12 protein-coding genes are annotated in these 13083 nt (G+C 57.3%); 10 read left to right on the top strand and 2 right to left on the bottom strand.

Annotated features, from left to right (window positions below; translation table 11 throughout):
* Positions 1–196 precede the first annotated feature (196 nt).
* Positions 197–949, top strand: a complete 753-nt coding sequence (gene rutR / locus K3169_RS19195; RefSeq protein WP_122395296.1) for an HTH-type transcriptional regulator RutR — start codon at positions 197–199, stop codon at positions 947–949.
* 24 nt (positions 950–973) lie between these two features.
* On the opposite strand, the gene K3169_RS19190 is transcribed toward rutR, so the two are convergent.
* Positions 974–2212: a type II toxin-antitoxin system HipA family toxin gene (locus K3169_RS19190; protein WP_263267471.1), complete on the bottom strand. Its 1239-nt coding sequence runs from the start codon at positions 2210–2212 to the stop codon at positions 974–976.
* A complete protein-coding gene (locus K3169_RS19185) occupies positions 2205–2450 on the bottom strand; it encodes a helix-turn-helix domain-containing protein (RefSeq protein WP_263267469.1) in 246 nt (81 codons plus the stop codon). The genes K3169_RS19190 and K3169_RS19185 overlap by 8 nt, the downstream gene beginning before the upstream one ends.
* Before the next feature lie 378 nt (positions 2451–2828).
* On the opposite strand from K3169_RS19185, the gene K3169_RS19180 reads away from it, so the two are divergent.
* The 9 genes from K3169_RS19180 to K3169_RS19140 all read left to right on the top strand — a co-directional run bounded on the left by K3169_RS19180 (position 2829) and on the right by K3169_RS19140 (position 12738).
* Positions 2829–3842: an isopenicillin N synthase family dioxygenase gene (locus K3169_RS19180; protein ID WP_122395299.1), complete on the top strand. Its 1014-nt coding sequence runs from the start codon at positions 2829–2831 to the stop codon at positions 3840–3842.
* Positions 3842–4228, top strand: a complete 387-nt coding sequence (locus K3169_RS19175) for a glyoxalase (protein ID WP_122806027.1) — start codon at positions 3842–3844, stop codon at positions 4226–4228. Before K3169_RS19180 ends, K3169_RS19175 begins: the two co-directional genes overlap by 1 nt.
* 45 nt (positions 4229–4273) lie before the next feature.
* Entirely contained in the window at positions 4274–5365 is a 1092-nt protein-coding gene (locus K3169_RS19170) for a BMP family ABC transporter substrate-binding protein (protein ID WP_027898850.1), read from the top strand.
* Positions 5362–6876: an ABC transporter ATP-binding protein gene (locus K3169_RS19165; protein WP_263267467.1), complete on the top strand. Its 1515-nt coding sequence runs from the start codon at positions 5362–5364 to the stop codon at positions 6874–6876. The genes K3169_RS19170 and K3169_RS19165 overlap by 4 nt, the downstream gene beginning before the upstream one ends.
* On the top strand, positions 6869–7990 hold the full coding sequence (locus K3169_RS19160; RefSeq protein WP_122395302.1) for an ABC transporter permease: 1122 nt from the start codon (positions 6869–6871) through the stop codon (positions 7988–7990). Before K3169_RS19165 ends, K3169_RS19160 begins: the two co-directional genes overlap by 8 nt.
* Complete coding sequence (locus K3169_RS19155; protein WP_027898853.1) at positions 7990–8928, top strand: ABC transporter permease; 939 nt, start codon at positions 7990–7992, stop codon at positions 8926–8928. Before K3169_RS19160 ends, K3169_RS19155 begins: the two co-directional genes overlap by 1 nt.
* Positions 8929–9057: 129 nt before the next feature.
* Positions 9058–9549, top strand: a complete 492-nt coding sequence (locus tag K3169_RS19150; RefSeq protein WP_231667092.1) for a GAF domain-containing protein — start codon at positions 9058–9060, stop codon at positions 9547–9549.
* Positions 9550–9780: 231 nt separating this feature from the next.
* A complete protein-coding gene (locus K3169_RS19145) occupies positions 9781–11679 on the top strand; it encodes a methyl-accepting chemotaxis protein (RefSeq protein ID WP_263267464.1) in 1899 nt (632 codons plus the stop codon).
* A gap of 369 nt (positions 11680–12048) precedes the next feature.
* Positions 12049–12738, top strand: coding sequence for a dihydrofolate reductase family protein (locus K3169_RS19140; protein ID WP_263267463.1), 690 nt, complete (start codon positions 12049–12051; stop codon positions 12736–12738).
* The last annotated feature ends 345 nt before the right edge of the window (positions 12739–13083 follow it).

Here is a 13083-nt window from a genome sequence, read left to right as displayed (position 1 = left end):
TTTTAGTAGGAGCTGCCGAAGGCTGCGAAGCATTCATCCAGATATGCCGCGATCGCAGCCTTCGGCAGCTCCTACAGGTCCAGTGTTGGCTGCACGACAGCGAGGTGCCATTGACATTGCGTGCTTCGGTTTGTGGTCTATCCCCCATCCACCAAGGTAAAGTGCCCCGGTATTCAATGTTGATGCGGTCGTAAATGTGAACAACGAACCTCCAGTGGCGCCTCCCAAATCCGTCAAACGCAGCCGTGTGGTGAAACCCAAGGCGCCTGCGCTCAAGGCTAAAGCCAAGCCTGTGGTCAAAGGCAAGGGCACGCGCGAGGCCAGTGCGTCGACGGTCAAGCGGCGTATGCGTTTGATAGAAGGCAAGCGTGCGGCGATTCTGGACGCTGCTCTGGAAATCTTCTCGCGCTTCGGCCTGCATGGCACCAGCCTGGATCAGGTGGCGAGCATGGCCGACGTGTCCAAGACCAATCTGCTTTATTACTTCGCCAGCAAAGAAGAGCTCTATACCAGTGTGCTGCGCCAGTTACTGGATGTATGGCTGAAACCGTTGCGCGGGTTCAGTGCAGAGCAGGATCCGGTCGAGGCAATCAGCGAATACATCCGGGTCAAGCTGGAATTGTCCCGTGACCATCCCGCCGAGTCGCGGCTGTTTTGTCTGGAGATCATTCAGGGTGCGCCGTTGATGCTGGCTGAGCTGGAGCAGCCACTGCGCGATATCGTCGAGGCCAAGGTCTCGGTGATTCAGGGCTGGATAGAGGCGGGCAAACTGGCACCGGTTGAACCGCATCACCTGATCTTCTCGCTGTGGGCCACCACCCAGCACTATGCGGACTTCGCCAGCCAGATTAACGCGGTGACCGGCAAGACGCTTGATGATCCGGTGTTCTTTGCGCAGACGCTGGAAAATCTCCGGGCGCTGATTATCAATGGGATTTGCCCGCGTTAAATCCAGATCAAAAGAATCGCAGGGTTACTCTGGCGCAATGCTCCTGGCCAAGCCTTTCGCCCATGCCGTGGCCATTTTTTCTCCCACCGGCTCGAATTCCGGATGGGTCTTGCGGTACTCCGAAAGCTCGGCCATCGCCCGGCTCATGCCAGTGCTCACTCTGCCAAGCAGTTCGGCGCAGCGTGCCTCGGTCAAGCTGCACGACGTGCGCCCGAACTGGACCAGCATCTTGCGTTTTGGCCAGGCTTTTGAACCGCCCAGCAACAGACCCATGATGTCGTTTCCTGCATATACCGTGGTGGTCACAAGGTCGTAAGCTGGCGCGAGCCAGATGTCTGCGTCCTCGGCACAGTTTTCATAGAGCAACCCGAAATTCTTCAAATGCCCGTCACCATTCTGGATACCGGCAGAAAGCGCGACCATCATGAAGAAGTCCTCCAGTGCTTTAGTAACACGGGACGGCGTGACATAAGACTGGATCAGCCTGGCGCACCCTTGATAGCTGCCGTCATACTTCTTGACTGTCCCCCAGCCTGACAGCACGCACATGTCTTCAAATCCGAGGTAGCCGCTGTCAGCGACGTCGAAGCGTTTCACGACCAGTAATCTTCCTTGGCGGCCAAGCTGGATTTCAGGTACTTGAAGACCGGAATGGAATGCTGCCCGCATGCAGAAAAACTCATTGGCGGCCAGTTGGGGGAAGTCCGGTTCGTGGAATGTTTTAACGATGTGCGTGGCACGCCGATGGGTAATTCGTCCAGTTTCGCCTTCCTTCTCGTCAGCTTCGCGGATCAGTACTTTTGGCTGAACGCCTGATACGCCTGAGTAGGCGGCGTAAGTTTTCATGAGGCTATCGAACAAGTCTTCCGCCCCGTCGTAGATCAACAATTCGGAAAGATTGATCTCGGGAAGCGGCTCGTCGCTGGCGGCATGGGCGATGCTGATGCGCCCGAGCTGATGTGGACCGACGATGCCCAGCAATGCGAAGTCGTCAAAGCCGCGCACCGACTTGCTGAAGCGCCGCGTGAGTTCATTTTTGAGATGCCCCTCGGGTAGGTGCATCTCGAATAGCGGATGGATTCCGTACTCCCAGTTGTAGCTCTCCAGGCGCACTGGCATGGTCAAGGACACGGCGTCCTTTTCGGTCAGTGGCTGGTTATAGGAGAAAATCGAGTCGCGATTGTTTTTTCCACCACGCCCCAGAGTTCCGGCAGCGACTCCCCCTGCGCCGATGTGCAGCCTTTCACTTGCTGAGCTATTCATGGACGTTTCCCGCTTTCAGTTCATCAAGGGTCTTGCGTCGACGTTTGGGGGTCGCAGTCAATTCATAGCCCAAGCCTTCAAGGACTGCCGCAACCTTGCGAATGCCGACCTCGAGGATAGTGTTGTTCTCAATGCCGGAAATGGTCGCTCGACTCATGCCATGCCGGTCTGCGAGTTGGCTTTGCGAAAGGCCAGCGCTCTTGCGCAGATTTCTGATCAATGTACCTAATTCATTCACTTAAAATTGCATCCTATACGGTGCATAAATAATTTATAGCGTGATTCGCATCGTATTTGATGCAAAAAGATTTTGATAGCTGTTCTTCACTGCGTGATCAGGTTCCGATTTGCGATCGACATGATCTGCGATCAATCGACTTCAGCCCGTTCAACCCTTGATCCGTCTTCAGCCCCCATGCCCGCTTTTCGTGCTCGTCCCGCCCAAACCAAGTGCTCTGCTTCGGACCATTTGATCTGTTTTTATCTGCTTAAAACGCTAAACACCTGAAAGTTATAGCTATTCAAAGACTGGCACAGTTACTGCTTTTCTCTCCTGCATATCAGGGCCGGGCAACCGGTGCATGTTCAATGCTGTGTCGAGAGAGGTGTTACTCGTATGACCCTGCAATCCGTCCCCATCATCGATCTTGCACCGTTCTTTTCCGGCCACCCCGAGGGCAAGGCTGCTGTGGCTCGTCAGGTCAATCAGGCTTGTCGGGACATTGGTTTTCTGGTCATCACACACCATCAGATTTCACCTGAACTGCTTGAGCGCGTGTCTCGACTGACCCGTGAGTTTTTTGATCTGCCCCTTGAGCAAAAGCGCAAAGTCGATCGGCCGAGCCCGGAGATGGTGCGCGGTTACAGCGCAATCGCCGAGGAAAGCCTGTCTTATTCGCTGGAAGAAAGTGCACCCGGCGATCTCAAGGAATCGTTTTCCATTGGCCCCACCCACGTGCCTGGTGATGACTACTACCACAATGCCGTCGCCGGTTCGCACTTCGCGCCCAATGTCTGGCCTGCAGAACATCTGTTGCCTGGTTTTCAGGAAGCTTATTGCGAGTACTTCGCCGCAATGAGTGAGCTCGCTGCGGCAATGATGCGTATTTTCGCACTGGCGCTGGAGCTGGATGAGCACTATTTCGACAGCACCATTGACCGCCACATCAGTATGTTTCGCAGCCTGAGTTACCCGGACATCAAGGGCGAGGTTGAAGCCGGGCAAATGCGTGCCAGTGCGCACACCGATTACGGCAGCATGACCATCGTTCGTCCGGACAGCGCACTTGGCGGCTTGCAGGTGCGTAATCAGCGAGGCGAGTGGGTCGATGTGCCCTATGTCGAGGACAGTTTCGTGGTCAATATCGGCGACTTGATGATGCTGTGGACCAACGATCGCTGGATTTCTACCTTGCATCGAGTGGTCAATCCCCCCCAGGACAGCGTTTCAGACAACCGGCGCCAGTCGCTGGTGTTTTTTCATCAGCCTAATTACGACGCAGTGATCGAGTGCCTGCCGGGTTGCCTGGCTGAAGGCGAAACCCCACTGCACGCCGCTGTTACGTCGGGCGATCATCTGCTGTCGAAGTTCGTCAAGCAGACCACTTTCGGCGGCAGCAAGGTGGCCTGATGAACACGCTTTCTTATGTGAATGTGTTTGCCAAAGACATCGTCGCCCTGAGCTGCTTCTACGCCGACCTGTTCGACTTCAAGGAAGTGGAGGCGATTCGCTCGCCGATCTTTCGTGGTCTCGATACCGGCAAATCGTGCATTGGCTTCAATGCTCCTGAAGCCTACGAGCTATTGGGTCTTGGCGATTACTGTTCGGCCAGCGGTGTGAAGTTTTTACTGAACATTGATGTCGCCGGGCAGGCCGATGTAGATCGGCTGGTGCCCTTGGCGCTGGCCAGAGGCGCGACCCTGATCAAGGCGCCTTATCTGACTTACTACAACTGGTACCAGGCGGTGCTACTCGACCCTGAGCAGAACGTGTTCCGTATCAACTTCATGCTCTGACCCTCCCAACCCTGTCCCTTCAGCCATTCATCAGGATGATCAACAATGCTCAACAGATTTCTTAAGCGAACCTTGGGTGCTGCAATATTGCTGGGTCTGGCACACGGCGCATCGGCAGAGGGCTTGACCCTGGAGAAGCCGGCGAAGATCGCCATGGTCTATATCAGCCCACGCAATGATGGTGGCTGGACTCAGGCGTTCGATGAGTCGCGGGTCAAGCTGGAGAAAGAGCTGGGTACCAAAATCCAGTACGTGGAAAGCGTGCCGGAAAACGCCGCTGCAATTACGCCCGTGGTTGATCGACTGATTGCCCGGGGAGCGAACGTCATCATCGGCACCGCGTTTGGCTACTCCGATACTTTCCTCGATCTGGCGAAGAAATACCCGAAGATCGCTTTCCTCAACGGCTCCGGCACGACCAATGCGCCAAATCTGGAATCCTTCTACGGCCGTACTTACGAAAGTCAGTACCTGTGCGGCATGGCGGCGGGCGCAGCCTCGAAGACCGGCAAACTCGGCTTTGTCGCCGCCAACCCCTTCGGTCAGGTCAACTGGACCGTCAACGCCTTTGCATTGGGCGCGCAGCAGATCAACCCGAATGCCACGGTCAACGTGATTTACACCGGCGCCTGGAATGACCCTGTCAAAGAGCGCGCGGCTGCCATGGCCCTGATCGATAACGGCGCCGACGTGATCGGCCAACACGTGGACAGTCCAACACCGCAAATCGTCGCCCAGGAGCGCGGCGTGCTGGGTACCGGCCACCACCGTGACTTGAGTGAGTTCGCCCCCAAGGCCACTGTTTGTTCTTCGGCCTGGGTCTGGGATCGCTTTCTGGCTCCTGAATTGAAGAAAATCATTGCCGGTAACTGGGTGCCTGATCCAAAAGGCGCGCTGCTGTCCATGGAGCAAGGTGGCACAGACATTACGCTGACAGCGGGCGAGCATATTTCTGCCGAGAATAAGCAAAAGATCGAGGCCGCTCGCGACGAGTTGATGAAGGGGCAGAAGATCATTTACAGCGGCCCGATGAGTGATCGCGATGGCAAGGAGCGAATCGCGGCGGGCAAGAGCATGCCTGATGCCGACTTGTGGAAGATGGACTGGTTCGTCAAAGGCGTGGCTTCTCAGCAATGAGTCAGGCGAACGCGATCCAGCTCACCGGCATCAGCAAATCCTTCGACGGCTTCAAGGCTTTGACTGACGCGCACTTCACCGGCAAATGGGGTGAAGTGCATGCGCTGCTTGGCGAAAACGGCGCGGGCAAATCATCGCTGATGAACATCGCCGCCGGTTTGTATGCGCCGGAGAGCGGGTCGCTGTTGATTGATGACAACCCGGTGCGGCTCAGCGGCCCCAAGGACGCGAGTCGCTACCACATCGGCATGGTCCACCAGCATTTCAAGCTGGTGCAACCTTTCACTGTTGCCCAGAACATTCTGCTCGGCCTGCCCGACGCTGTGGGGCAGGGCAGCTACAGCAAACGTCTGCAAACACTCGAAAAGCAGATCAGCGCCAAGGCCCAGGAACTGGGCTTTGCCATTGATCCGCGCCAGACCATCGAAAATCTTTCGATTGCAGAACAGCAACGGGTGGAGATTCTCAAGGTGTTGTTGGCCGGTGCGCGGATCCTGATTCTCGACGAACCCACAGCCGTGCTGACCGATCAGGAAGCCGAACGCTTGCTGGCGACCGTGCAGTCTTTCGCACGGCAGGGCGCGGCGGTGATTCTGGTGACGCACAAAATGGCTGACGTCAAACGCTATGCCGACCGGGTGACGGTGATGCGTGGCGGTCGAACCGTGGAAACCCTTGATCCGCAAAGCGTATCGGTCGAGCAACTGGTGCGCTTGACGGTGGGTGAATCGCAGACCCTTGCCGAGCATCCCCAAGCCCCGGCGGGCGAGGCAAAACTGGTGGTGCGCAATCTGCGCTCTGTAGCGGGTCAGGAACCGTTGGCTGGCGTCGATATGACCCTGCATGCCGGGCAGATTTATGGCATCGCCGGGGTGGGTGGTAACGGCCAGAGTGAGTTGGCCAACGCCTTGATGGGCCTGCCTCAAGCGGTAGAGGGCGAAATGCTGCTGCAGGGTTTTGGCGATTTGTGCGGCGCATCCGCCGAGCAACGTCGGGACCTGCGCATCGCCTCGATTCCCGCCGACCGCTACGGCGCAGCGTTGGCAGGCTCGCTGTCCGTGGCCGAGAACTTTGCTATCGGGCAGATCCACAGCGGTCGTTACGGCTCTTTTTTTCGCCTGCGCAGCAAGCGCATGGATGAAGATGCCAGCGCCGCTATCAGCGCTTTCGACGTGCAGGGAGTTCGCTCCCTGCAGCAGAAAGCCGCGCTGCTGTCCGGTGGTAATGCGCAAAAACTGGTAATCGCCCGGGAATTCAGCCGCGACCCTCAACTGGTGCTGGTACACAGTCCCAGTCGCGGGCTGGATGCCAAGGCGACCGCTGCGGTGCACGGTCGTTTGCGGGCCGCCCGGGATGCCGGAGCGGCGGTGTTGGTGATCAGTGAAGACCTTGATGAGGTGCTGATGCTGGCCGACCGTATCGGGGTCATGAACAGCGGCCGGATCGTCGCAGAATTCGAACGCCCGGCGGATCGCCAGGCGATAGGCAAGGCCATGGTGAGTCATGACTGACGTGACACTGCAATCCTCGACTCAAAAGCCTGCACGACGTCAGCCACTGCTTTCGCGCCGCTATGCGCTGGAAATTCGTCAACAGTTGGCCTGGTACTGGCAAGCGTTGGTGATTGCCCTGGCATTGGTGGTTGGCCTGGCCATCTCGGCGGCAATTCTGGTGGGCGCGGGTGTTCCGGCAGAAGAACTGCTCAATGAGTTTGTCGTGCTGACCGTGCTGGACCCGCAGAATTTCAAAGCGGTGTTGTTTCAGGCCGCGCCGATGATCCTGGTGGGGCTGGCCGGGTGCATGGCGTTTCGTGCGCGGTTCTGGAACCTGGGCCTCGAAGGTCAGATGATCTGGGGCGGCATTGGCGCTACTGCGATTTCGTTGTTCGAAGTCGGCCCGCCGTCGATTCGGCTACCGTTGATGCTGGCGGCGGCAATGATCTGCGGCGTGCTCTGGACCCTCGCGCCCGTGCTGCTCAAGCTGCGTCTCAAGGTCAACGAAATCATCTCGACCCTGATGCTCAACTACATCGCCGCCAATTTCCTTCTGCATCTGCTTTACGGCAACTGGAAAGATCCTCGTGACAACTTTCCATACTCCCCGGCATTCCGAAGCTTTGAGCGCTTGCCTGATCTGCTCGATGGCTACAACGCGGCGATTGTGCTGGCAATCATCGTCACTGTTTTCGCGCTGTGGTTTATCGGTATTTCCCGGGCGGGCCTGTACCTGCGTTTCGTTGATGCCAATCCGCGAGTCGCTGATGCCGTCGGCGTGCCGGTGCGCAAAATGATCATCGGCACGGTGCTGCTCTCCGGGGCACTGGCCGGGATTGCCGGATTTATCGTCACCGCCGGGCAGGAAGGCCGCCTGACTCAGTCGTTCTATCAGGGCTATGGGTTTTCCGGAATTCTGATTGCCTTCCTGGCGCGCAATAACCCTGTGGCGGCCACCATCGTCGCTTTATTGGTTGCGCTGTTATTCGTGGCCGGACGCAGTTTGCAGGTGTTCTACCAGATCCCGTTTTCCATGGTGCAGTTGATCCAGGCCATTCTGGTGATCTGTGTGGCCTCGTCAGACTTTTTCATTCGTCATCGCATGCGACTGATTCAAACGGGAGAGCAGTGATGGACATGATTGCCAACTGGCTGGGCAATTCCCCTGACTTTGCGGTGCCATTCGCACTGGCGGCCCTGGGCCTGATTCTGACCGAGCGTGCCGGGGTTCTTGCGCTGGGTGCCGAAGGCCTGATGCTGGTTGGTGCGCTGGCGGCGATCGGCGCCCAACTAAGCTTCAGCACGCCAATGATCTCGCTGATCATGGCCATGCTCGCTGCCAGTGTGGTGTCGCTGTTATTCGCCCTGATGGTGTTGGTGATGCGTATCAACCAGGTCATCGCCGGGCTTGCTCTGGTGTTTTTCTGCCAGGGACTGACCGGATTGCTTGGCACCTTGCTTGAATGGACCAACCAACCTGTAACCGGGCTGGCCGCAGTGGCACTTTGGCCACTTTCCGGGTTGCCGCTTATCGGAAAGATTTTTGTACAAAACCCGCTGGTTTACCTGACTCCACTTATTTTTTTCGCTGTCGTCTGGTTTCTTTATCGCAGTAATGCCGGCCTGCGCTTGCGAGCCGTTGGTGAAAATCCTCAGGCGGCGGACGCGGCAGGTATCTCTGTTCTGGGTTATCGATTGGCTGCGATTCTGGCGGGCGCAGCGTTGATCGGCCTGGCAGGCGGCTATATTTCGGTGCTCAGCACCAAGATGTGGATCGCCGACATGACCGGCGGACGTGGCTGGATTGCGGTGTCGCTGGTGATTTTCGCACGCTGGTCGCCTTGGCGCGCGCTGGCCGGTGCCATTCTGTTTGGCTGCATCGAGGCGCTGATCCCGCAGCTGGCGTCCACCGGTATTCGCCTGCCGCAGTACTTCGTGCTGATGACACCGTATGCCGTCACGCTGATGGTCATGATCTGGGTGGCAATGGATAAAAACGCAAAGGCCGCAGGTTCAGGCAATCAGCCGGGGGCGTTAGGCGAGGCGTTTATTCGTGAGGAGCGACGCTAGGCGGGCAGGGTGCGGCATCACAGGCAGTTGCCCGGCAGGGGACTGCCAACGTAGGATGCGCAACCGCCTGGCGTTTTGTGAAGGAGCTCACTTTTACGTCCGGACTCCGAACCATACGAGTACACATACGTGACAGCCATCCAATTGACTGATGCTGAAGTCGCAGCGATCGCCGAGGTCGAAGCGACTTCCAATATTTTGCGCCTGATGACGCGACTGACGTCGCTGCGTTTTGCGGCCATTGCCCGGGTCACCGACCAGCGCTGGATTGCCTGCGCTGTCCACGATGAAATTCAGTTTGGCGTCACTCCAGGCGATGAGCTGGACGTCGAAGCGACCATCTGCAAGGAAATTCGTCAGCATCACGCCGCCGTGGTGATTTCAAAAGTCAGTGAGGACCCGCGTTTCGTGAACCATCCTGTGCCCAAACAGTATGGTTTCGAAAGCTATGTGTCGTTGCCGATCATCCTGGCTGACGGGGCATTTTTCGGCACGCTTTGCGCCCTTGATCCATTGCCTGCCAGGCTGGATGATCCGGATTTGATTCAGACGCTGGAAATCTTTGCCCGCTTGATCGGCGTCACGCTCGACCTGCAGACGCGGGTTGCTGCGGCAGCGTAGAAATATTTCGTAATCAATACCCGTAAACCCGTCTATCCCCGCTATATCCCCCGCAAAACACGATGTTGTGCCGGTAGCACCTGCTAACCGGCCGTCTGTCATTTGAAGCTTATTTTATCCAGTGCTGAAACGTTTATCATGGAATGATGTCATTTTGATGTCGCGCAAAATGGATGCGCATCCAAGAGAGCAGGGCCGCCCTCATCAACCTCATCATTCCCGGACGGTTCCATGCTCACAGCGATTAACACAACACTGGCGAATATCAGTGTCAAAGCAAAACTTTCACTAGGCTTCGCTCTGGTGCTGATCCTCACGTGTTTAATCGCTTTTACCGGCTGGTCCGGTCTACAGTCGTTGACCGAGCGTGGCAACAAGGTGGCATCTATCGCGACGCTCAATGAGCAGGCGCGCGACCTGCGCATCGCCCGGCTGAGCTACATGCTCAACCCGGATGCCGAACGTGCCGCTGCGGTCACCAGCTACATCACCAAGCTGGAAAACCAGACCCGCGAGATGAAAACCTTTTTTGTTACCGGTGCCAGCCTGGGTCTGATTGGCGAAGTCAGTGATGCTGTAACGGTCTACAAAACTCATTTCAACGATTTCGTTCAGGCAACCCAAAGTCGTGAAGCGGCGCGCGGCTCGATCAGCGCTCAGGTTGATACGATGATCGCCGAGCTGGAAAAACTTCAGGATCAGGCGGGCGAGGCAGATCCTCAGGCCCGGGCCATGACCGCGCAGAATCGCCTCATTCAACAGGCACGCTCTCACGCCCAGACTTACACCTACAGCACCAAGCCTGAATACCTGCAACCAGCACTCGCCGCTGTGGATGCCGCACGGAATAACCTGAAGAACCTCAATCAGGCTTCACCTCAAGCCATTCAGGGCATTGACCAGGCGTTGGTCGCCTTTCGGGCTGCGATCGGGCAGTTCAGCGAAAGCGTGACCAAGGCCCAACAGGCGCAGATTGCCTTGACGGATGACGTGACCCGCTTGCTGGAAGCCAGCAAGAAAATGACTGCCAACCAGATCGTGCTGCGCACCAACGACGTAAATGACGCCAATATGTTCCTGGCGGGCGCAACCATCGCTGCGCTGTTGTTCGGCATCCTGGCTGCCTGGGTGATCACTCGCCTGATCGTCTCGCCGCTGATGGAAACCCTGCGCAATGCCGAGTTCGTCGCCAACGGTGACCTGAGTCATAACATGGCGGTGACTCGTAAAGACGAGCTGGGCCAGTTGCAAACCAGCATGCAGCGCATGACCGTGGGACTGCGTGATCTGATTGGCGGTATCAGTGATGGCGTAGTGCAGATCGCCAGTGCTGCCGAGCAACTGTCGGCGGTGACTGAGCAAACCAGCGCGGGCGTTAATAGCCAGAAGGTGGAAACCGATCAGGTCGCCACGGCCATGAACGAAATGACCGCTACGGTGCAGGAAGTCGCCCGCAACGCCGAAGAAGCTTCCGAAGCCGCCATCAACGCCAGCCGCGAAGCGAAGCAGGGCGATGAAGTGGTGACCCAGGCCATGCAACAGATTGGTCGACTGGCTGAAGAAGTGAGCCACTCCACCGTCGCCATGAACGATCTGAAAAGCGAAAGCGACAAGATCGGTAGCGTGCTGGACGTGATCAAGTCGGTGGCGCAGCAAACCAACCTGCTGGCTCTCAACGCTGCCATTGAAGCGGCACGTGCCGGTGAAGCCGGTCGTGGTTTTGCCGTGGTAGCCGACGAAGTCCGCAGCCTGGCGCAACGTACCCAAACCTCCACCGAAGAGATCGAAGGCCTGATCACCGGGTTGCACACTGGTACTCAGCGTGTTGCGACGATTCTGGAAAACAGCCGCTCGCTGACCGACAGCAGCGTAGAGCTGACTCAACGTGCCGCTACCTCTCTGGTGAGCATCACACGTTCGGTTTCATCCATCGAGCTGATGAATCAGCAGATCGCCGCAGCAGCCGAACAGCAAACGGCCGTGGCCGACGAAATCAACCGCAGCGTGCTCAATGTCCGGGATATTTCCGAGCAGACCTCCGCCGCCAGTGAAGAGACCGCAGCGTCCAGCGTTGAGCTGGCGCGGTTGGGTGTGCACCTGCAAAGCATGGTGGGCAAGTTCAAGCTTTGATGGGCCACTCGCGGTGTCCAAGGCACCGCGAACTGACTTGTAGGAATACACCAATGTCCCTGACACCACGCTGTCGCGCAGCGACCGGAGACCTGTAGGAGCGCGCTTGGTCTGGGCCGCATCCGGACGATTGCGTCAGCACAGGCAATATATTTATCGAATGAAAGACCGAATCGTCCGGATGCGGCCCAGACCAAGCGCGCTCCTACAGGAAGTTGCTCTTGAATTCATCGGGTTGTGCGTTGTTGGATAAGAGATGCCGAAGGCTCCGATGACGTTGGCACCGTCGTCAATCGAACTATCCCCAAACGCTACGGGTCGGTAATACAACGCCATTGTCTGGCGAAGTCACCTGCCCGGAGCACTACCATGAAGCCTTATGTTATCTGCCACATGATGTCCTCCCTGGACGGCCACGCCCTGACTGATGGCTGGGAGCGGCCTTTCAAGAATGCCGCTGGCGATCTCTATGAGGAGCTGGCAAAGACGTTCAATTTCGATGCCTGGATCTGCGGCCGCGTGACCATGCAGGAAATCTCTCACGGCGACGATTACCCTCGTGGGCTGGCCAAATCCCCGGTGCCACGTACCCATCATTTCGCTGACCGCAATGCAGAAACTTACGCCATCTCCATCGATCCACACGGCAAAGTAGCCTGGAAGAGCAACCAGGCGCTGGGTTCCCATGTGGTCGAAGTGGTCTGCGAGTCCGTGGAAGACGATTACCTTGCGTATCTGCAATCCATCAATGTGTCCTACATTTTTGGCGGCAAGACTGACATCGACCTGAATAAAGTTGTCGACATCCTCGCCAGCGAACTGGGTCGCAAGCGTCTGATTGTTGAAGGTGGACCCCATGTCAGCGGTTCGTTCCTGAATGCCGGGCTGGTGGACGAAGTCAGCGTTTTGCTGCTGCCTTTGATCGACGGCCGAGACGAGCATCCAGCCTCCTTTGAGGTATCGACCGAGGCCTGGAAGCAGCCGGCTTATCTGAAACTGGTGTCGGCCGAGGTTCAGGACGAGGGCGGGGTCTGGTTGCGGTACAAGACGCAGGCTTAAAGTGGCTCTGCCTCGCAGCCACACCGATCCTGTAACACTGATCGGTGTGGCGCGAAACCTTGCTCGCGATTCGAACTGGAATGCTTTCCGCTGTAGGAGCGCGCTTGCCCGCGATTGCGTCTGGTCAGGCGATATAACTTTCGCTGACGTACCGGATCGTCCGGATGCGGCCCAGACCGCGCTCCTACAGAACCCGGTTTGCTGAGCGACAGTGCAGTGTCAGCTTTGCCTGAGGACTCCGTACAGATTTTGCATTGCCAATCAGAGGCGCTTATGCCTCCCTGAATGCACTTCACAAAACCAGACAAAAGTTGTCCACGAAAAGTGGGGGTATGTCTGTGGATA

Source organism: Pseudomonas phytophila (assembly GCF_025643095.1).
Taxonomy (GTDB): domain Bacteria; phylum Pseudomonadota; class Gammaproteobacteria; order Pseudomonadales; family Pseudomonadaceae; genus Aquipseudomonas; species Aquipseudomonas quasicaspiana.
This window is presented reverse-complemented; position numbering and strand designations above follow the sequence as displayed.

Excerpts from the sequence above, each read along its gene's own strand:
- K3169_RS19190 (WP_263267471.1), bottom strand. The coding sequence starts at position 2,212 with ATGAATAGCTCAGCAAGTGAAAGGCTGCACATCGGCGCAGGGGGAGTC.
- K3169_RS19145 (WP_263267464.1), top strand. The coding sequence starts at position 9,781 with ATGCTCACAGCGATTAACACAACACTGGCGAATATCAGTGTCAAAGCA.
- K3169_RS19175 (WP_122806027.1), top strand. The coding sequence starts at position 3,842 with ATGAACACGCTTTCTTATGTGAATGTGTTTGCCAAAGACATCGTCGCC.
- K3169_RS19165 (WP_263267467.1), top strand. The coding sequence starts at position 5,362 with ATGAGTCAGGCGAACGCGATCCAGCTCACCGGCATCAGCAAATCCTTC.
- K3169_RS19170 (WP_027898850.1), top strand. The coding sequence starts at position 4,274 with ATGCTCAACAGATTTCTTAAGCGAACCTTGGGTGCTGCAATATTGCTG.
- K3169_RS19155 (WP_027898853.1), top strand. The coding sequence starts at position 7,990 with ATGGACATGATTGCCAACTGGCTGGGCAATTCCCCTGACTTTGCGGTG.
- K3169_RS19180 (WP_122395299.1), top strand. The coding sequence starts at position 2,829 with ATGACCCTGCAATCCGTCCCCATCATCGATCTTGCACCGTTCTTTTCC.
- K3169_RS19160 (WP_122395302.1), top strand. The coding sequence starts at position 6,869 with ATGACTGACGTGACACTGCAATCCTCGACTCAAAAGCCTGCACGACGT.
- K3169_RS19140 (WP_263267463.1), top strand. The coding sequence starts at position 12,049 with ATGAAGCCTTATGTTATCTGCCACATGATGTCCTCCCTGGACGGCCAC.